The organism is Streptococcus suis, assembly GCF_024509555.1.
Lineage (GTDB): Bacteria > Bacillota > Bacilli > Lactobacillales > Streptococcaceae > Streptococcus > Streptococcus suis_AD.
The window spans coordinates 50212-71999 of record NZ_JAMWEL010000008.1; the positions used below are offsets into that span (position 1 = coordinate 50212).

At 43.8% G+C, this 21788-nt stretch carries 12 protein-coding genes and 1 pseudogene; 8 read left to right on the forward strand and 5 right to left on the reverse strand.

Translation table 11 applies throughout. The features are described 5' to 3' along the window. Positions 1-37: 37 nt before the first annotated feature. Entirely contained in the window at positions 38-535 is a 498-nt protein-coding gene (locus tag NF418_RS05005) for a GNAT family N-acetyltransferase (protein ID WP_256778680.1), read from the forward strand. An 83-nt stretch (positions 536-618) separates the two neighbouring features. On the opposite strand, the gene NF418_RS10755 is transcribed toward NF418_RS05005, so the two are convergent. The 3 genes and pseudogenes from NF418_RS10755 to NF418_RS10765 form a co-directional block, all read right to left on the reverse strand. Further along, positions 619-792 (reverse strand): hypothetical protein, encoded by a 174-nt coding sequence (locus NF418_RS10755; RefSeq protein WP_444861122.1) that lies wholly within the window; start codon positions 790-792, stop codon positions 619-621. After that, positions 747-1268, reverse strand: a complete 522-nt coding sequence (locus NF418_RS10760) for a hypothetical protein (protein ID WP_444861123.1) — start codon at positions 1266-1268, stop codon at positions 747-749. The genes NF418_RS10755 and NF418_RS10760 overlap by 46 nt, the downstream gene beginning before the upstream one ends. Beyond that, positions 1225-1569, reverse strand: a pseudogene (locus NF418_RS10765) (transposase); the annotation flags it as partial. The pseudogene NF418_RS10765 and the gene NF418_RS10760, both read right to left, overlap by 44 nt. 254 nt (positions 1570-1823) lie before the next feature. Between NF418_RS10765 and NF418_RS05015 the strand changes: the two are divergent. Continuing rightward, complete coding sequence (locus tag NF418_RS05015; protein ID WP_256778681.1) at positions 1824-7700, forward strand: glycosyl hydrolase family 95 catalytic domain-containing protein; 5877 nt, start codon at positions 1824-1826, stop codon at positions 7698-7700. 95 nt (positions 7701-7795) lie between these two features. Here the strand turns inward: NF418_RS05015 and NF418_RS05020 are convergent, their stop codons facing one another. Continuing rightward, entirely contained in the window at positions 7796-8434 is a 639-nt protein-coding gene (locus NF418_RS05020) for an MBL fold metallo-hydrolase (RefSeq protein WP_256778682.1), read from the reverse strand. Positions 8435-8542: 108 nt separating this feature from the next. On the opposite strand from NF418_RS05020, the gene NF418_RS05025 reads away from it, so the two are divergent. The 4 genes from NF418_RS05025 (at position 8543) to proC (ending at position 14344) form a co-directional block, all read left to right on the forward strand. After that, a complete protein-coding gene (locus NF418_RS05025; protein ID WP_373325946.1) occupies positions 8543-11011 on the forward strand; it encodes a bifunctional DnaQ family exonuclease/ATP-dependent helicase in 2469 nt (822 codons plus the stop codon). A gap of 158 nt (positions 11012-11169) precedes the next feature. Then, positions 11170-12246 carry a glutamate 5-kinase gene (gene proB, locus NF418_RS05030; RefSeq protein WP_256778684.1) on the forward strand — a complete coding sequence of 359 codons (1077 nt, stop codon included), beginning with the start codon at positions 11170-11172 and terminating at the stop codon, positions 12244-12246. Between the two features lie 64 nt (positions 12247-12310). Further along, the gene (locus NF418_RS05035; protein ID WP_256778685.1) at positions 12311-13549 is read left to right on the forward strand and encodes a glutamate-5-semialdehyde dehydrogenase; all 1239 of its coding nucleotides are present in this window, start codon (positions 12311-12313) and stop codon (positions 13547-13549) included. A gap of 9 nt (positions 13550-13558) precedes the next feature. Continuing rightward, a complete protein-coding gene (gene proC / locus NF418_RS05040; RefSeq protein ID WP_256778686.1) occupies positions 13559-14344 on the forward strand; it encodes a pyrroline-5-carboxylate reductase in 786 nt (261 codons plus the stop codon). 277 nt (positions 14345-14621) lie between these two features. Here proC and NF418_RS10660 read toward each other — a convergent pair whose 3' ends face one another. Further along, positions 14622-15026, reverse strand: coding sequence for a TetR/AcrR family transcriptional regulator (locus tag NF418_RS10660; RefSeq protein ID WP_172053972.1), 405 nt, complete (start codon positions 15024-15026; stop codon positions 14622-14624). A 133-nt stretch (positions 15027-15159) separates the two neighbouring features. Between NF418_RS10660 and NF418_RS05050 the strand changes: the two genes are divergently transcribed. Together NF418_RS05050 and NF418_RS05055 are read left to right on the forward strand one after the other, a co-directional pair. Beyond that, a complete protein-coding gene (locus tag NF418_RS05050; RefSeq protein WP_256778687.1) occupies positions 15160-16011 on the forward strand; it encodes a DegV family protein in 852 nt (283 codons plus the stop codon). 229 nt (positions 16012-16240) lie between these two features. Further along, on the forward strand, positions 16241-21778 hold the full coding sequence (locus NF418_RS05055; protein WP_256778688.1) for a discoidin domain-containing protein: 5538 nt from the start codon (positions 16241-16243) through the stop codon (positions 21776-21778). Positions 21779-21788: the final 10 nt, after the last annotated feature.

Below are 21788 nucleotides of genomic sequence, written 5' to 3' on the forward strand. Positions count from 1 at the left end.
CTATTCCAAGATGAATGTTGATAATGAAGGATGCTTTATGACTATTTCCAATTTTTCCACCAGATTTCAAGTCCGAAAGCTAACTGAAGCTGACTTAGAGCAGGTTTTAGCTCTCTACCAGACCAATCCTCTTTATTTTGAGCATTTTCCACCTTTACCAAGTCTGGAAAGCCTGGCCAATGACCTGGTCGATTGTCCACCTGGGAAGTCCTTGTCGGACAAGTATTTTCTGGGTTTCTGGGAGCATAATCGCTTGGTGGCCATACTTGACTTGATTGACGGTTATCCAACTGCGGAGATTGCCTACATTGGACTGTTTATGGTAGATGCCAATCTCTCTGGTCAAGATCTTGGTTCAAGAATAATGGCAGAGCTCCTGTCTCAGTTAGCAACTTACTTCAAAAAGGTGCGTCTAGGCTATGTAGAAAGCAATCCCCAGTCCAGTTATTTTTGGTCCAAAGTTGGATTTTGTCCCACTGGAGAGATAAAAGAAATGGCAGGTAGGCGGATTGTTTTGTCAGAATACGATTTATAAGGAAACATACACTCAATCAAATTACTCCGACCATTACAAAAAAATAGGAATTCTCCTGAATTTTTGGGAGAATTCCTATTTTTCTACTCTTCCTTTTGGTCTATTAAGGTCATAATTCGCTTCATATTGACCACAAATATGGTTGTGGCTGCTTGTAATTCTATGCTGAAAAGACCTGATGCTCTGGCAACATCAAGACCGTGTCTTTGTTTCAATTCCGCATTTTTGACTTCAATCTTGTAACGGTGTCTTGCCATTTCTTTGAAGTAAGGTGTTTCCTGAAATCGTTTTTGAAATAGATACTCATCACTCTTAATCGCAATGGAATAGGTCTTAGTCTATGCACCTTCTTTATAACAGCCTTCTTTACTAGGGCAAAGCTTACATTTTTCACAACAAAGTATTGGGTAATGACCTGATTACTATTTTGATGTTTCTTACCCGTCCGAGCTTTTCGAACAGCCATATGTCTTTGAGGGCAGACAAAAAGCCCAGCATCCTTGTTGTGTTCAAAGCAATCGCCTTCCTTACGATATCCCTTGGAAACAGAAGGATTTAGTTTTGAAACAAAATGAACGTTTTCTTTACGTACCAGTTTTATATTCTCTTTGCCCGAATAAGCCGCATCACCGATTATTATTTCAACAGGAACGTCATTCTGCAGAGTCTTCTCATAAAGGTCTTTCAAATTTGATACGTAACTTTCTGAACTTGGTAAGAGAAGACGCGTCAATAACAGAATCCTCTGGAGCTAGACCAAGGAAATACTTAAAGGCCATGTCCGATAACGAACGCTCGACAACATCGACATCCGATAAATGATAAATATCTTTCAATAAAAGGTATTTAAACATCATGAAGGGTGAGTAAGCCTTTCGGCCAAAATCGATACAATAATGTTTCACTAACTCATCATAGATAAAACTAAAATCACAGAGTTCCGTTAGCTGCCGTAAAAAATGATTTTTTGGGACAACAATATCATACAGGGAGGAATAAGGGCTAAGATCTAACTGAATTTGATTATCAAGCATAGGAATCATCGACTCTAGTATAGCCAAAAAAGCCATCTAGTTGATGACTTTTTCAGTGGGCTCGCAGAAATGCCACTATTTTGTTCCCAAAAAATAGATTAACAATACAACAAATTGATATATAGAATCTTGAAGTTTTTTTCTTTTTAGTGTATAATACTTTTGAAACGCTTACATTTGCGTAGGAATGGGATTTCTAACAAAATTTAAGCATCAAAAAATATTATCATTAAACAGAAAGAAAGGATAGATTTATGAGAAAACATTCGAAAGAATTATTCGATAAACGCTATCGCTTCTCCATCAGACGGTTCTCGGTTGGGGCGGCCTCTGTCGCAATCGGCTGTTTGTTGTTTGGAACAGATTTAGCAACTGTTCATGCCAATACCCTGCCGGAAGGAGATTCCAATGCAGTGGCAGCGGGAGATAGTAGTAGCGAGCTCAGTCCAGAAGTTCAAGCCCTCTTGCAGGAGCTGAACACCTTAGAGGGCTTGGTTGAGCAAATTAAGAATGAGGAATTTGTCACTACGGCTACTAATCTTGTGACAACTATCTATGAAGCTATTGAGAACAATAATCAAACCCTAATCAATCAAGCAAAACAGGGGTTACCAGGAGTAATTTCTCTTGCAAGAACGACTCTTGAAGCTGAAAAAACTGCTCAGCCAGTAGAAGCACCGGCAGAGCAGCCAGCTAGCTCTAATGTTGGTGAAACGGAGGAGAAACCAAGTGAGCAGCCAGCTGTAACAACAGAAGCCCCAGTTACTCCAACAACCCCTGCTCCGCAAACTCCACCTGCACCAGTGACTGCTCAACCAGGCGCGACAACCACTGAACAAGCTGCTCCTGCCACAGAAGAATCAAACATTGTTTCTGTAGAGGAACTTCGTGCAGCGATTGATTCTTTAGATTTCACAAATGCCTCTGAGGAAGACCAGGCTTTGTTTGAAGAACTGGTGACCTTTGCTGAAGAAGCAGTGGCTTCTAATAATCAGGCAGCAATTGCTGAAGCCTATGCAGATTTACGCCGTCTCCTAGCTCTAAAAAATGGCAACCGTGTAGAAGACAAGACAAGTTTTGAAATCCCGGTTGTTGACACCAATAACTATGTGTTGAATTATCGTAGACCAGCAGCGACTACCTATGCTGGCTGGGAAAAAGAAGCCTTGCCAGTCGGTAATGGTGAAATCGGTAATAAATTATTTGGTCTTGTAGGTGCAGAACGCATCCAATTCAATGAGAAAACCCTGTGGTCAGGGGGACCAAGACCAGATTCAACGACCTACAATGGTGGTAACCAAATTGGTAAGCACGAATATCTAGATGACATCCGTCAGGCCTTAGAACGTGGAGATCTAGCGACAGCAAAAAGACTAGCGGAGACCCACTTAGTCGGTCCAAATAGCCAAGAATACGGTCGTTATCTAGCCTTTGGTGATATTAATGTTGACATTACAAATGGCACCAAGAACATTGACGAAGTAACGGATTACAACCGTAGTTTGGATATTAAGACAGCTATTAGTGCAACAGACTACACCCATAATGGTACCCAATATCACCGTGAATCCTTTGTCAGCTATCCAGATAATGTTGCTGTCACTCACTTCAAAAATACAGGTAGTCAAACCCTAGATTTAGACATCAAGATGGCCTTGGCCGATGCCTTGGTTAGCAATAATTTCACGACTTATTCAAATGATAAATCTACATTTAAAGAAGGGCGAGTAACCTATAGTCAAGACGGTATCTTGCTGTCTGGTAAAGTTAAAAACAATGACTTGAAGTTTGCAGCCTTTGTTAAGGTTGACACAGATGGTCAGTGGACAGTTGAAAATGACAAACTCAAGTTGACAGGTGCAAGCTATGCGACACTTTACCTCAGTGCTGAAACAGATTTTGCCCAAGATCCGAAGACCAACTATCGTGATCGAACCATTAATGTTGAGAACTTTGTAAAAGAAACTGCTACAAAAGCAGCCAGCAAGGGCTTTGAGGCAGTTAAACGTGATCATATCGCTGATTACCAGTCTATCTTTAACCGAGTTAAGCTCAACTTGAATACGACTGATAGCAATGGTCCAACCAATCAGCTCTTGTCAAATTATTCACCATCAACAGGTCAGGAACTAGAGGAGCTCTTCTTCCAATTTGGTCGCTATCTCATGATTACCTCTTCCCGTGACGGTAAAAATGCCCTACCTGCCAATTTGCAAGGAGTCTGGAATGCTGTGGATAATCCACCTTGGAACTCAGACTACCATCTCAACGTTAACTTGCAGATGAACTATTGGCCTGTTTATTCTACCAATATGGCTGAAACAGCAATTCCATTGATCAAATACATCAATGATATGCGTTACTACGGTCGTATTGCTGCCAAGGAATATGCCAATGTTGTATCTCAAGAAGGTGAAGAAAATGGTTGGTTGGCTCATACACAAGCCACTCCATTTGGTTGGACAACTCCAGGTTGGTCTTACTATTGGGGTTGGTCTCCAGCATCCAATGCTTGGATCATGCAGAACGTCTATGACTACTACAAGTTTACTAAAGATGAAGAGTATCTGAGATCCACCATTTACCCGATGCTTAAGGAAACAGCTAAGTTCTGGAATTCTTTCTTACATTATGATCAAGAAAGTGACCGTTGGGTTTCATCACCATCTTACTCTCCAGAACACGGTACTATTACCATCGGTAATACCTATGACCAGTCCTTGGTATGGCAACTCTTCCATGACTTTATGGAAGCAGCCAAGATTTTGAATACGGACCAAGAACTGGTTGATCAAATTAAGGTAAAATTTGAAAAACTAAAACCTCTTCACATTAATAGTGAAGGACGTATTAAAGAATGGTACGAGGAAGATACCAGTAAATTTACAGCGGCTCACCATGGGCAACCAGGTCACCGTCACGTGTCAGAGTTGGTAGGTCTTTTCCCAGGTACTCTCTTTAATAAAGATAATCAACAGTATTTAGATGCAGCCAAGGCAACCCTCAACCATCGTGGTGATGGCGGTACTGGTTGGTCTAAGGCTAATAAAATTAACCTCTGGGCTCGTCTTTTAGACGGTAACCGTGCACACCGACTCTTGTCAGAACAGCTCAAATCATCGACTCTGACAAACCTCTGGGATACCCATCCACCATTCCAAATCGATGGCAACTTCGGTGCAACCAGTGGTATGACAGAGATGCTCTTGCAATCTCATTCTGGCTACATTGCCCTCCTTCCAGCCCTTCCAGATGCTTGGGCAAGTGGTCAAGTAACCGGTTTGATGGCTCGTGGCAATGTCCAAGTGGATATGAGTTGGGCCAATAAGAATTTGGATAAGGTTCGTCTGGTGTCCAATAAAGGTGGCCAACTCATTATCGATTATCCAAATGTAGAAACTGCTCGTTTACTTGTAAACGGTGTGGAGCAAACCTTTACTACTGTTCAAAATGGTCGTATTTCCCTAGATACCAAGGCTGGTGATGTTGTAACTCTTGAGAATATCATGGCGCGTATCAATGACTTGGCTGTGAGACGTACAGGTATCAGAACTGCCGAAGTATCCTTCTCAGCAGTTAAAGATGCGATAGGTTATCAAATTGAACGTGTGAAAGTTGGTTCAGAAGAGGAAGGAGCTACCAAGTACTTCCGCACAACAGAGACCACTTTTACAGATTTGACCCTTCTACCAAACTACGAATACAATTATCGTGTTCGCCCGATTTTTGAATACGATGCCAAGGCTTACTCAGATGTTAAGACAGTTGGTCGAGTAAAAGATATACTGGATGACAGAGATCCAAGCATAACCTACGGTTCTATTTTTGGCGACTGGTCTGACAATGCTTTGTATAGCGGCACAGAGAAGTTTGCTGAATTATTTAGAAATCTGAATGCAAGACCTGAAGATGCAACAGCGACCATTCCATTTATCGGTACTGGTATTGAAGTTTACGGTCTCAAGCACTCTGGTTTAGGTAAGGCTATTGTAACAATTGACGGTCAAGAAGTCTCTGAACTTGATTTTTACAAGACAGGCAATGTAGAAAAAGGTGTTCTCATTGGTCGCTATGACAATCTGGCTGAAGGATCACATGTCATGACCATCCGTGTCAAACCAGATGCGACGACTCGGGAAAACGAGAAGCAAAAAATCTCCCTTGACTACTTCAAGGTTATCAGAGATAGAAGTCAAGAGCAAGAAACGCTGGATGACCGTGATCCACGCGTGAAATACGGTAGTGTATTTGGTAATTGGGCAGATACAGCTATGTATGCGGGTACTGAGAAGTACGGGGTGAGAAACACCAACCACTCGGATGATGACGTTAGTGTGACTCTTGATTTTGAAGGAACTGGTATTCAGATTTACGGTATCAAATCCCCTCAATTGAGTAAGGCAAAAGTCTGGATTGACGGTGTTGCCAAAGACGACATCATCTTCCATAAGACTGGCGATACTGTGAAGAATGCCTTAATTGGTGAGTTTAAAGGCTTGACCAATGGTCCTCACAAGTTGAAGTTGACCATTGCACCAGAGCAAATTGGTGCTCAAAACAAGATTTCTTTGGATAAATTTGTCATCCTTAAGCCAGAAATGGCAGAAGCTAGCATGGCAGAAGAAATTCCTGCAGAGTTGACCTTCCAAGCTAAGCCGGATACACCAAAACCAGTTAGTCCAACTCCGGAAACTCCTATTACTGTTCCAGAAACACCAAAACCAACTACTCCAACAACACGTGAACTTGTTCATGCAGAAACAGGTGTCAAGGCAGTTTTAGAAACAGGTGAAAATCCTGCAATAGTGGCCCTTCGAGTTGTGCCTGTTACACAAGAATTTAAAGCCTTGAAAGGTAAAGATAGCCAAGTTTATGACATTGAATTGGTTGATGATCAAGGTAGAAAAGTTGCTAATAATATGCAAGTACAGGTAACAGTTCCAGTCGCAAGCAATAAGGGCGTAGCCCAAGTGGTTTATCTTCCTGAAACAGGTACTGTTGAACATCTTGCATTTACAGAACAGGTAGATGAAAATTCTAATAAGTCTGTAAGTTTCAAGGCACGGACGTTCAGTAATTACGCCATTATCTATCGAGATCCTATCAGCACCAATTCCCCATTCTTTGAGTGGTTTACGCAAGAAGTAGGCGATGTTGACAAGGACGGAGACATTGATTTAACGGATGTTCAAATTTGGACTAAAGGTGATCGCGGTGAAAAAGGCGACACTGGTGAAACTGGAGCCAAAGGTGAAACCGGTGAAACAGGTGCACAAGGTCCAGTCGGACCAAAAGGCGATACTGGAGCAACCGGAGCTCAAGGTCCAGTCGGACCAAAAGGTGAAACCGGAGCAACTGGCGCCCAAGGCCCAGCCGGAGCTAAAGGTGAGACCGGAGCAACTGGCGCCCAAGGCCCAGCCGGACCAAAAGGTGAAACAGGTGCCACTGGCGCCCAAGGCCCAGCCGGAGCTAAAGGTGAGACCGGAGTAACTGGCGCCCAAGGCCCAGCCGGACCAAAAGGCGACACTGGTGCAACTGGTGCTCAAGGTCCAGTTGGACCAAAAGGTGAGACCGGAGCAACCGGCGCCCAAGGTCCAGTTGGACCAAAAGGTGAGACCGGCGCAACTGGCGCCCAAGGTCCAGTCGGACCAAAAGGCGACACCGGAGCAACCGGCGCCCAAGGCCCAGTTGGACCAAAAGGTGAGACCGGCGCAACCGGTGCCCAAGGCCCAGTTGGACCAAAAGGTGAGACCGGAGCAACCGGCGCCCAAGGTCCAGTAAGTTCTTCATCAACAACAGTAGATGCTGGGGTATTACCTACAGAAGTCATCAGTCCAACGTCTACTAGCCAAGAAGTACCAACGGATCAAACTCAACAAGCTGCTACAGAAACAGAATTAATCACTGCAAAAGGTGAAAGTGTAAAAGCACCAATTCTGCCAGTTCTTGATTTAAGTACATTAAAACTTGATACTGAAGCTAAGCACTTATCTAAAAGCAAGGAAGAAAAAGTCGAAAAGGCTGAGGATACCAAGAAACTACCAGAAACAAGTATGACAGGTAGCCTTACTTTAACTGCTCTCGGTCTTCTTGGATTAGTAGCAACAAGAAAACTTCAAAAACGGAGATAAACTATTGGTCTTTCAAAATGACCTGATAGATTTTTCGGAAGAATAAGGAAAAGCACTCTCATTTGAGGGTGCTTTTTTGGAGTGAGTTATACAACTTACAGTCTAAAAAACGGATTGAAGTTTTTTTCGTGTCCAACGCTGGTATTTTGACCATGACCGGGATGGACAGTGTAGTGGTTTGGCAGGGTGAAAATGTGTTCTCGGATACCCGCAATCAAGTCATCGAAGTTACTAGTTGGTAGGTCTGTACGTCCAATGGTTTCCCGGAAGAGAGCATCTCCAGTGACAACAGCTTCCGCTTCTGGAAAGATAAAGGAAACACCACCGATGGAGTGGCCTGGTGTTGGCACAACCTTGAAATGAAAACCGTCAAACTGGTAATCTTCTTGGTATTGGAACATGTGCTCGGCAGGTCGGCAGACCACATTTTCCATATCATCGTGACGAGCTAGGCCAGACAGGTTCATTTCAGGGGTATAAAGCCAGCTAGCCTCACTTTCAGCCACATAGACAGGTGGGAAATGATAGCTCTCGCGCAAGATATCTAAACTCATAATATGGTCGTAGTGGGTGTGGGTCAGGAGAATGGCCGCAATTGGTTTGCCAATTTTTTCAATAGTAGCTTGGATTTTAGCCCAGTCGCTTCCTGGGTCAACGACAAGTAGGTGGCTATCATTTTCAATATAGTAGGTATTTTGAAAGGCAACAGGATTGACAGATTTGTGGATAATCATGGTAGTTCTCCTCACAGAAACGGTTTTTATATAAGTAGTCTAACAAAAAAATCCAGTGACTTCATGGATTTTGTTTGAGGCTTTTTCCTGACGGTCGATTGTGCTATAATGAACAGTATGAAAGATACGCGAACAAGCAATCGGTATGCCGTTGTCGATTTGGAAGCAACAGGTACAGGAGCCGATGCAAAAATCATTCAAATCGGGATTGTTCTGGTTGAAAACGGAGAAATCATTGACAGTTACGCAACGGACATCAATCCCTATGAGCTACTAGATGACCATATCAAGAATCTGACAGGTATCACAGACCAACAGCTAAGTCAGGCTCCAGATTTTGGCCAGGTAGCTGGAACAATTTATGACAGGATTGGCGATGCTATTTTTGTAGCCCATAATGTCAAGTTTGATGCTAATCTCTTGGCAGAAGCACTCTTTTTTGAAGGCTATGAACTGTTGACACCGCGTGTAGATACGGTAGAATTATCACAGCTATTTTTCCCGACTTTTGAAAAATACAGCTTGGGAAACCTTGCAGAGCATTTGGAACTTGGTTTGGACCAGGCCCACACGGCCATATCAGATGCCATGGCTACGGCGCGCTTGCTCATCAAAATTCAAGAGAAAATAAAGAGCTTACCCAGGTCTATTGTTGAAAAGATTCTTGATTTGGCGGACAATCTGCTCTTTGAATCCCGGATGGTCATTGATGAGATGGTGCCCTATCTATCCGAAACCTTGTCGACCAGTCTAGAAAGTATTCATGGCTTGGTCTTGAAAAAGCCAGAAAAAGACCAGCCAGCCTATCATCTGTCAGAAGATTTTGCGACCAATATTGCCCTTCTAGGTCTACACGAACGAAAAAAACAAACGGCCTTTGCTCAAGTGGTTGAAAAACGATTGGCTGATGTAGAACAAGTGCATTTTATACAGGCTCAGGCAGGCTTGGGAAAGACCTACGGTTATCTGCTGCCCTTGCTTGCCAGGTCAGAAAAGCCTCTCTTGGTGACGGTGCCGACCAAGCTCCTTCAAGAGCAGATTATGGAAAAAGAGGGGAGTAAGCTGAGAGAGATTTTCCATATTTCCATGGCTTCCCTCAAGTCGCCCAAGCATTTTATCAAATTGGATAGTTTTTGGAAAACCTTGCAGCGACAAGATGACAACCGCTTGGTCAATCAATTTAAAATGCAGGTCCTTGTCTGGCTGACAGAAACTACAACAGGCGATATGGACGAGCTCAAGCAGAAACAACGCTACCAAGCCTACTTTGATGAGATTGCCCATGATGGAAACTTGGAACCTGAGAGTCTTTTCTGGGGCCGGGATTTTTGGCAAGGTTTGAATCAGCAAGCCCTATCCAGCAGGGTGCTCATTACCAATCATGCCTATTTCCTCAGTCATCTCAAGGACCAAGATCCCCTGATGGATAATCGCTTGGTGGTCATTGATGAGGCTCAGAAATTCCTCCTAGCTGCCGAAAATCTGGCGACGGATTCTCAGGATTTGACAGCTTACTTGCAGTTACTGCAGAGCAAAAAAGACAAGGCGGATAGGGTTCTAGACCAACGCCTCTATGAGTCCTGTCAATTTGAGCTCAACCACCTCTTGAATCGTTTTCGCCAGCATGGTCAAAGGGAAATAGCAGATGAAGACTTAGGTCAACTCAAGCAGAATTTGGCTGAGTTACAGGACATTGACCTGCAGGATCTGGCTCAACTCCTAGACTATTATGACAGTTTTTGGCTGGAAGAAAAGTATCTTGATGACAAGCGAATTGCTTATTTGCGGGGCTCCAAGGACAGCCTCTTAAATGTGGCTACTTACCTGCCAGATACTAAGATTTTCTGCATCAGCGCCACCTTGACCATCAGCAAAAAGGTCAGTCTGGCCGACCTACTGGGCTTTGAGCAGGTCACCATGGACTTGCTTCCCACTCAAGCAGTGACCAACCAGCAACTCCTTTTTCCGACCGATCTCCCTGACATTCTCACTTGTTCAAAAGAAGAGCATGCAGCCTATTTAGCCCATTCTTTAGGGGAAATAGCAGAGCTGGGCAGACCGATTTTGGTCTTATTCACCTCTATTTCCCTGCTCTTACAAGTGTCGGATATACTAGAAGACAATGATATTTCTCATCTAGCCCAACACAAGCATGGCCAGGAAATGACTCTCAAACGCAAATTTGAACGAGGGGAAAGCCAGATTTTACTGGGAACAGGGGTATTCTGGGAGGGAGTTGACTTTGCCAGTCAGGACCAATTGATCCAGGTCATTACAAGACTGCCATTCGACAATCCCAAGGACCGTTTTGTCCAGAAAATCAATCACCATCTGCGTGAGCAAGGGAAAAATCCTTTTTACGATTACAGCTTGCCCATGATGATGATTAAGTTAAAACAAGCCATCGGACGTACCAATCGGCATGACAAACAAGATTCTGTGGTCTTGGTACTAGACCCGCGCATCCATACCAAGCGTTATGGTCAGCAAATTCTCTCCTTCTTTGAGGACGTATATACTGTTTTGAAACCAAAAGAGGTAGAAATACTAAAAACGGTAGAAGAATTTTTTGAATAAGCAAAAGGGAGCGACAAGGCTTCCTTTTGTTTCCAGTTTTTTTAATACTACTCATGATTAGGAATCTATTCCCTCTCTCCTTACCGAATATCATTGATTTTCTTTATGTTTAAAATATGGTATAATTTTCCAAATATTAGTTTTTGTGAGAAGAGATTATGACAGAAAAAACGATTGTATTTAAGGTAGGAACCAGCTCTCTGACCCAAGAAAATGGGAGTTTGGATCGAATTAAGATTGCTCGGATTACCAATCAGCTAGCTCAGTTGCACCAGAAGGGTTACCAGATTGTGCTGGTGACGTCGGGGTCCATTGCTGCTGGTTTTCGGAGATTGGGATTTGACAAGCGGCCAACTAAGATTGCGGAGAAACAGGCTTCTGCCGCTGTGGGTCAGGGATTACTGATTGAAGAATATACGCAAAATCTGATGAAAGACGGTATTGTGTCAGCTCAGATTTTGCTGACTCAGGATGATTTTGCGGATGCTAGACGCTATCAGAATGCCTCTCAGGCCTTGCAGGTCTTGCTCAAGCAACGGGCTATTCCCATTATCAATGAAAATGATACCATTGCCATTGAGGAGATTAAGGTGGGAGACAATGATACCCTGTCTGCTCAGGTGGCTTCCCTCCTGAAAGCGGACCTCTTGGTACTTTTGACAGATGTGGATGGGCTTTACACGGCCAATCCTAACAGTGATCCGACTGCCCAGCACTTGCCTGAAATCAAGGAAATTACGGAAGATTTATCTGCCATGGCAGCAGGAGCAGGAACGTCCAACGGAACGGGTGGCATGACTACCAAATTACAGGCGGCACAGATTGCGACCAAGTCAGGCGTACCTGTCTTTATCTGCTCTTCAAAAGAGGATACTGCTCTCTTACAAGCAGTCACCCAAGCCAATCGTGGCACCCTCTTTTTAGCAGATGACCATGCAATGAACCAACGCAAGCAGTGGATGGCCTTCTACGCCCGAACAGACGCAGCGGTTGAAGTGGATGCAGGAGCCGTAGATGCTATGTTGCACCAAGGTCGCAGTTTGTTAGCTGCGGGTGTCAAAGCCCTTGAAGGCGACTTTGAAGTGGGGCAGGTCGTGGAAGTTTATAGTCAGGCAGACCACCGTTTGATTGGTAAAGGGCGGGTCAAACTGTCCTCCAAGGACTTACAGGACCAGTTAGCAAATGGCAGAGCGGAAGGCGTGTTTATTCACCGCAACGATTGGGTTAGTTTATAGTCATTCAGTATATTTTTTATTGCTTAGACGATGAGCAAACTGAATGTCTAAATAGGAGAAATATATGACAACAACACAAGTATTATTAGACAGTTTATTGGCCCACAAGGCTTCTATCAACCTAGCGACAACAGAACAGAAAAACCAGGCTCTATCAGCCATGGCAGACCAGTTGGTTGCTCAGACTGAGGCAATTTTAGCAGGCAATGCCATTGACATGGAACATGCCCAAGGCAAGATTAGCCAGGTGATGCAGGATAGATTGCTCCTGACTTCTGAACGAATTGAAGCCATGGCAGATGGCATTCGGGCCTTGATTGGCTTGCCAGATCCTGTCGGGCTAGTCTTGGAAGAATCCACTCGGGCAGACGGCTTGAACATTTGCAAGAAATCCATTCCCTTTGGTTTGGTGGGAATGATTTACGAAAGCCGACCAAACGTGACTTCAGATGCCGCTGCCTTGGCCATCAAGAGTGGTAATGCGGTCATCTTGCGTGGTGGCAAGGAAGCCTTTCATTCGGCTCAGGCCATTGTCACAGCCCTCAAAGCTGGTTTGGAGCAGGTTGGCCTTTCACCAAAGGTCATCGAGTTAGTCCAAGATACCAGCCGTGCCTCTGCGACAGAGTTGATGACCGCAAAAGGCAAGATTGACCTCTTGGTGCCACGTGGCGGTGCAGGACTCATTCAAGCCGTCGTTGAAAATGCGACTGTGCCAGTTATAGAAACAGGCACGGGTATCTGCCATGTCTATGTGGACAAGGATGCGGACTTGGACAAGGCCTTGCGGATTGTGGTCAATGCTAAAACCAGTCGTCCCTCAGTCTGCAATTCAGCGGAGGTCTTGCTAGTCCATGAAGAAATTGCCAGCCAGTTCCTACCTCGCTTGGAAGAAGCTCTTTCTGGTCAGGTAGAATTGCGGGCTGACGAGAAGGCTCAGGCTCTGTTCAACCAATCCACACCAGCAGGCGACCAAGATTTTGACACAGAGTTTCTAGATTATGTCTTGGCAGTTAAAGTCGTTTCAAGTGTGGAAGAAGCTATCAGCCACATCGCTCAACACTCGACTGGACATAGCGAGGCCATTGTGACGGAAAACAGCCAGACAGCAGATCGTTTCACGCTTTATGTGGATTCTGCGGCAGTTTATGTCAATGCCTCGACCCGTTTCACAGACGGTGGAGAGTTTGGTTTAGGCTGTGAGCTGGGCATTTCCACCCAGAAGATGCACGCCCGTGGTCCTATGGGCTTGCGTGAGATGACCACTTACAAGTACATCATCACAGGCGACGGCCACATTCGTTAGGAGGATAAGATGAAGATTGGATTTATCGGACTGGGCAATATGGGAGCGGCATTGGCTCATGCAGTCAGCCAGCTGCCAGAAACCCAGCTCCTCCTCAGCAACCACAACCCAGCAAAAGCCCAGGCTCTTCAAGTTCAGCTGGGCGGTCAGCTTTTTTCTAATGGGGAAATAGCAGAGCAGGCCGAGGTGATTTTCCTTGGGGTCAAGCCTCACCTGATTCAGTCAGTCTTGTCAGGCTTGCAGGACCAGATCAGCCAGAATTCCTCAGCTATCTGGATTTCTATGGCAGCGGGTGTGACACTTGACAGCCTGGCAGAATATGTGTCGGCAGATAAGCTCATCCGTATCATGCCCAATACACCTGTCGCTATCGGTCAAGGTATGACAACCTATAGTCTGGTCAATCAAAATCTCGCTCCGCTATTGGAACAAATCCTAGAAAAATCAGGCAAGGTCCAACAGGTGCCAGAGAGCCTGATTGACGCAGCAACGGCTATCGCAGGTTGCGGACCAGCCTTTGTCTATCAGCTGATTGAGGCCCTGACGGATGCCGGTGTGCAAAACGGGCTGACCGCTCAGGATGCCAAGGTTCTGGCGGCTCAGACCCTTGCTGGAACTGCTCAGATGGTCTTGAATAGCGACAAGCACCCGGCCCAGCTCCGACAAGAAGTGACCTCTCCAGGAGGTTCGACCATTGCAGGAGTTGTGGCACTTGAAAAAGAAGGCTTCCGCTACGCCATCATCAAGGCAGTCGCCGCCGCCCTCAAAAAGACTAGAAAATTGGGTAAAAAATAGATTAGATATAGAAAATTTTTGGTTGCAACGTATTTTTCAGTCTTATAGTCTTTTAGTTTACTTTTAGTACTAGGCAACGAGCTGTAGGCTGTACTGAAGTACGGCAAAGCGAGTTAACGACGTAATAAAAGAAAAACTAAATGACGATAAGACCGATGGAAACGGTTGGCGGTTACGATATACTATAATCAATCCTAAATATTTTCATAATCTCCTTAAAAACTTGGCTAATTGGTCAAGTTTTTTTGCGTTTGAAAGCAAGAAAAAAAACGAGACATTAATCTCGTTTGGTCTTCTCTTTAATCCACTGACTAACATTGGAGAGGGTTTTGCTTCGCTCTGCCTTGCGTTTTTGTTCCTGGACAAATTCCGCAAAACTCTGTTTGACGCCGTCCCTCTGGACTTTATCTTGTAGGTCTTGCCATTTCTTCTTGAGATTACTGGAAGTCCGCTCGTAGTAGATTTCCAAAATTTCTTCTTTGGATTTATAGTTTCGGTAGAAGGCATTGCGTGAGACTCCGGCTTTTCGCACCAACTCAGAAACTGAGATTTGCTTGAGTTCCTTTTTTTCTAGGAGAAATAGCAGAGCAGTTTCTAATGATTCCTTGGTTAATTGATTGGCTTCCTTGTTAGATTCATAGAGATTTTTTAATGATTTAGGTGAAATTTTCCGTTCTGCCATAACTCTCCTTTCATATCTGTTACATCTGAAAGTAAATGCTTTCAGATGGATTGTTTTAATGATATAATTGTAAGGGAATAGTCTGCTATTGTCAAATAAAAAAGTAGAATAAACAAGTAGAAATGAGAAGCTTATGCCAAAATGGAAAATCGTTGCAGATTCAGGTTGTGACTACCGTCAGTTGAAAAATCTTGCACCAGATACAGAATTTATCAGTGTCCCTTTGACAATTCAGGTTGGTGACCAGGCCTTTGTGGACGACGCAAATTTGGACATCGATCACATGATGAACGCCATGGAAGCGTCAAAATCTGCAGCAGGTTCAGCTTGCCCAAGTCCCCAAGCCTATCAAGCTGCTTTTGAAGGTGCTGAGAATATTTTTGTAATAACCATTACAGGTGGTTTATCAGGTAGTTTCAACGCAGCCCGCGTAGCACGAGATATGTTTGTTGAGGAACATCCGGAAGTTAATATCCATCTGATAGATAGCCTATCAGCTGGTGGGGAAATGGATTTGATCGTGGATGAAATCAATCGACTGATTGCGGCTGGCTTGGAATTTGATGAGCTAGTTCAGGCCATTACAACCTACCAAGAAAACAGTAAATTGCTTTTTGTACTTGCCAAGGTTGACAATCTGGTCAAAAATGGTCGCCTCAGCAAACTTGTTGGAACAGTTGTTGGATTACTGAATATCCGAATGGTTGGTGAAGCAAGTAGTGAAGGCAAGTTGGAATTGCTTCAAAAGGCGCGTGGTCACAAGAAATCTGTCACAGCTGCTTTTGAGGAAATGAAGAAAGCGGGTTACAATGGCGGCCGTGTAGTAATGGCTCATCGTAATAATGCCAAGTTTTTCCAACAGTTCTCAGAACTTGTAAAAGCAAGCTTCCCGAATGCCGTTGTTGACCAAGTTGCAACATCTGGACTCTGTAGCTTCTACGCTGAAGAAGGTGGACTCTTGATGGGCTATGAAATTAGCCGTTAGGAGCTAGCCAGAAAAGAATGGTCTGATTTTCAAGATAAATAAGTTGAGTATCCTACTTATAGTGAACAATCTTAGTTGCTCACATAGGTGGGATTTTTTAGATAGCTGTGGATTGCTTGGCAGAGTAAGAATCCTCTATTTCTATTGGCATTATTGTTGAAATCGCTTTCTGGTTTTGATATTATAATAATATACACAATCAAGAAACAAAACAGAAAGGAAGATTGCTGTGAGTGAGAGAAATATAAATAAACTCAATCAATATGCCCTTCGCAAAACCAGTCTTGGAGTAGGCTCAGTGCTAATAGGAGCCTTTCTAATGGGGGTGTCACTGCCAAATAAGGTATCAGCAGAAGAGTTGCCAGTAGACTCTCGAGTTGTAGAGGAAATCCAAAGAGTCGATGAATCTCCAGTCGCCCTGGCAGAAAATCTCGTTTCAAACAATACAATTGCTGAAGATTCAGAATTAAGAACCAGTCCAGAACCGGCATTTGCACAGACAGAGCCGACCAATACTGAAAATCCTATTCCATCAGAGGCACTCAATGAATACCGAGTTAACCATGCTCTAGGTGCCCAAGCAAGAGCCAGTGACCAAGAAAATGAATTTCCTGCCTCAAAAGCAACCGACGGCATTGTTAATCGAACGGCTACAAACCTATCCCAATCTCGCTGGGGAACCAATCATGGAACAGAGGCACGCCAGCTAACAGTCACCTTAGAGGGTGTCAAACAAATAGAAGAGTTTGGCATCGCATGGGAAAGAACCAATGTCAAAGGGTTTCAGATAGAAGGTTCCATAGATGGACAGACCTATTCAAAACTATATGAAAAGACAGATGATTCTTATGTTGAGCTAGACACCAGAATCAAATTAAGTAGTCCAGCTCAGGCCAAGTATGTCAAACTAACCGTCAACCGCTTTGATGGTGGCACAATCAACTGGCCTTCTGTCTCTCTCTATGAATTCCAAGTCAATGGAAAGGAACTCTTGAATAATCTGGCTTATGGAAAAACAGTGACTGCCAATGCCAACGAAACAGCCCAACTAGATCCTAGTAAACTGGTGGACGGTGATGACCAATCCAGATGGAGCAGTGACCGAGGAGTCAATCCCAAGTTTGTTCAAATTGATTTAGGTCAAGTCCAACCAGTCCGCTCTCTTGTGCTAGATTGGCAACGGAAAAATCCAAGTTCTTACAAGATTCAAGTGTCTCAAAATCAGACAGATTGGACAGATGCAAAGGTTCTTACAAGCAAGCCAACTGACTTTAAAGAAAAAATCACCCTAGACCAGACCCACCAAGCTCGCTATCTGAAATTGCTGATTGAATCATTTGATCCAAATGCAGAAAACAGGGCTGGTCAGATGGTCAATTGGGACACAGTTTCTCTCTATGAAATTGAAGTTTACAAAGAAGCTATTCTAGCTGAACAAGAAATCAGTCTAGCCCAGCTAGCCACTTCCCTAGACCTTCCAGTCATTCGTGGCGATATGGGAACTTGGCAACTTCCGACTGTACCAGACGGAGTAAGCATTGAATTTATTGGTGCTGATTTAGAACAAATTATCGACAGGGATTTAAGGGTGTACCAACCCCTTGTGGACACCAATGTCGTCGTCAATTATCGCCTTCGTCGAGGCCAAGAAACCGTCGAGAGTCCAGCTTATACAGTTCTCGTTTCAGGGAAATACCAGAGGGAAGAAACAGATAACGCCAAACCTCAAGTAGCCCCTGGTATAGCTGAGTGGAAAGGCCATACAGGCCAATTCCAACCGCTTGCGACCAGCCGAATTGTCGTCAATCCAAAAGATAGACAAGCACTAGCCTATACTGCAACAAGTTTCAAAGAAGATTACCAAGCAATCACAGGACGCGAAATTGCGATAGTTTATGATACAAGTGTTCAAGCAGGGGATTTCTATTTTGAACTCAGCCAACAGGATCCTGGTCTCAAAAAAGAAGGCTATCTCTTAACGATAGGCGACACTGTCACTGTTGCGGCCAATCAAGCCCAAGGAGCCTTTTGGTCAACCCAAACCCTTCTACAACTCCTAAATCAAAATCCACATGCCATTGCCAAGGGGATAGCCAGAGACTATCCAAAATATGAAACCCGTGGCTTTATGTTAGATGTCGGACGAAAACCAATTCAAATCGGCGTCTTGAAAGATATGATCAAGGCTCTGTCTTGGTATAAATTCAATGATTTCCAACTTCATCTGAATGACAACTATATCTGGGTAGAAGAATTTCAAAATACAGAAAATCCATACGGAGCCTACTCAGCCTTCCGTTTGGAATCGGACATAAAAGAAGGAGGTAATGGAGGATTAAACAAGGCTGATTTAACAGCAAAAGATGTATTCTATACCAAGCAAGAATTTAAAGAATTGATCGAATATGCTCAGAATCGAGGCATCAAGATAGTACCAGAATTTGACGCCCCAGCCCATGCCTTAGCCTTTACCAAGGTTAGACCAGATTTAACCATGACAGATCATTCAGTGCGGCGTTGGGTAGACCACCTAGAAGTGTCCAATCCAAAGAGTCTGGAATTTATTAAGAGTGTCTGGGACGAATACCTTGATGGAGAAAATCCAGTATTTGCTGGAATTGATACCATCCATGTCGGTGTGGATGAGTTTGAAGGCAACAATGAAGCCTTCCGCAATTTCATAGATCAACTCTTAAAATATGCGATCGAAAAAGGCAAAACTCCACGATTCTGGGGTAGCTTAACCCAGAAACCAGGAAGGACACCTGTTCAAGTCCAAGGAACAGAAATGAATATCTGGAGTACAGGCTGGGCAAGGCCAGCGGATATGTACCAACTTGGCTATAAATTGATCAACACTCTTGATTCAGAACTCTATATTGTTCCAGCAGCCGGCTACTATGCAGACTATCTCAATACGGAACACCTCTATAACAATTGGGAAGCCAATAAGATGGGGAATACAGTCATTCCAGCAGGTTCTGAGCAGATGAAGGGCGGAGCCTTTGCCATTTGGAATGACATGATTGACCGTCGTGCTAACGGGATAGTGGAACACGATATCTACAGTCGCTTCGAAGCAGCCTTGCCAGCCTTAACGGCTAAAATGTGGGGGAACCGTGACGGTGGAAGCTACAGTGACTATTTGGCTACGGTAGAGAAAATTGGCAACCCAGCCAACTACAACCCCTATAACAAAATCAGCAGTCTGACAGACTCCATTCTCCACTACACATTTGATCTGGACAACCTAGAAGATTTTTCTGGAAATAATTTCGACGGTTTTTCACCAGTTAATCTGTCCTATGCGGATGGTGAGAATAGCAGAGCACTACGATTTAATGGTGGTGAAAGCTATATGAAAACCCCGCTGGTGAAAGTTGGTCCAGAAAATAGCCTATCCCTTCGAGTGAAACTAGATTCAGATGCCATAGGTGAACAAATACTTGCAGAAAATGGCAGTACTGCCTTGAAACTTGTACAGAAAGATACAGGGAAGGTGGGGTACTCCATAGAAGGCTATCACCATTCTTTCAATTATACTATTCCAAAAGGAGAATGGGTTGATATCACCTTTAAAGGTTATGTAAACAAGGCGGAACTCTATGTCAATGGTCAATTGGTGGATATACTTAGTAAGACACAGACAGGTAGTAAGCATGTAACCATGACCCTCCCTACCGAGTATATAGGCAGTAAAACCAGTGCTTTAAAAGGCTTAGTAGATAAGCTGGTCATTAGCCAGACTAATGCAGATGCAACTGAAGTCTATTCAAGTAAGGCTTGGACTATATCTGTTGATAATTTCAATAATGGAGAAGGTATTGACAAGGCATTTGATGGCAATACGACGACCATCTGGCATACCAAGTGGCAACCAAGTAAACAAGACCTTCCAGCAACCATTTTGGTTGATATGAAAGAATCACTAACCTTTGACAAGTTGATTTATTTACCACGCCAATCAGGGACAAATGGCAATATCACTCAATACCGCATTTCTGCTAAAAATACTGAAACAGAGGATTACAGTCTAGTTAAAGAAGGAAATTTACCAGCAACAGGTGAAAAGAAAGTCATTTCTTTTGATAGACAGACAGCACGTTACCTAAAAATTGAAGTTCTTGGTGGTTCGGGCGGTTTTGGCTCAGCTGCAGAATTTTCAATCGCTAAGACAGACTACAGTAAACCACTTAGAAACCTCCTGGTTCATGCAAGAGCTCACCTGGAGTTAGAAACTGCTTACACAACAGAAAGTATCCAGCAGGTCAGAGAAAAGCTAGAGGCCAGTCAAGAGTTATTAGCAAGCGAAGATCCTGGTCTAGAGAATCTCAATCAATCTTACACTGAGTTAGCAGCAGCACTAAACGGGCTTCGTGTTAAGTCAGTTGCAGAATCAAGCACTTCAGAACAAGTCCAGCCAGTTGCTGAAGATTCCACAACTCCAAGTACTCCTACTGAAAGCCCAGTATCAGATAACCCATCAGAGACAGTAGTCCAACCAGTTGTTGAAGATTCCACAACTCCAAGTACTCCTACTGAAAGTCCAGTATCAGACAACCAATCAGATACAGTAGTCCAACCAGTTGCTGAAGATTCCACAACTCCAGGTACTCCTACTGAAAGCCCGGTATCAGACAACCAATCAGATACAGTAGTCCAACCAGTTGCTGAAGATTCGACAACTCCAAGCACTCCTACGGAAAGCCCAGTATCAGACAACCAATCAGATACAGTAGTCCCACCAGTTGCTGAAGATTCCACAACTCCAAGTACTCCTACTGAAAGCCCCGTATCTGATACGAAAGTAGAAGAAGTGTCCCAGCCAGATGTTTCTGATACTACTTCCCCAGGCACACCAACTGATAACCCAGTCTCAGATACGAAAGTAGAAGAAGTTGCACAACCAGTTACACCTACAAGGGAAGTCCGACGTAGAGAAGTTGTTGAAGCCCTCGCCTTTTCGACCCAAATCATAGAAAATAAAGATCTTGTCAAAGGTGTTAAAAAACTAGTCCAAAAAGGTGAAAATGGCCGTCAGATACACATTTTCGAAGAAACACTTCTAGATGGAAAAGTAATTGACAGTCGTCTTGTGGAAACAAGGGGCGAAGAAGCACAACCAGAGATTTTCCATATTGGAATGAAGGAAGAAATCATAGAGGAAGAGCTGATTACAGAGATTCCTAAAGTAGCACCGAGCCGTGTAGCACTTCCTAGCTTGGATATCCAAAAACAAACAAGGGAAGGTCGTGACATCTTACCATACGAAAGAAAGGAAATTCAAAACCCTCAACTAGAAGAAGGGATTAGAAACATTATTCAAGTCGGTAAAGAAGGGGCTATTCTGAAAACATATGAAGATATCTATGTTTTAGGTCAACTTCTTGCAAGTCGCTTATTAAGCAGTCAAATGGAAGAAGCAATCGATGAAATTGTAGAACTAGGTACTAAGGAAGTCCTTCCAGAAAAACCGGCACCTAGCATCCCTCCAGTTGAGGAACTTGTCGAAACATCAGACCTAGTTCCAGTTTCACAGGGCAAGCAAGACATAGAGATTCCTCTACAAAATCAAGACAAGAAAATTCCAACTCTGTCAAGTGCTTCTCAAAGGAAAGAAGTAAGTACAGCTTCGTCTATGGATGCCAGCAAAAAACAACTGCCTGATACAGGTCAGCATATGGAAGGTTTCCAATGGATAGGATTAACGGTTCTAGCTAGCTTAGGTTACGCTAGTCGAAAACGCAAGCAGTCCGGCAATAGCTAGGAAGAAACAG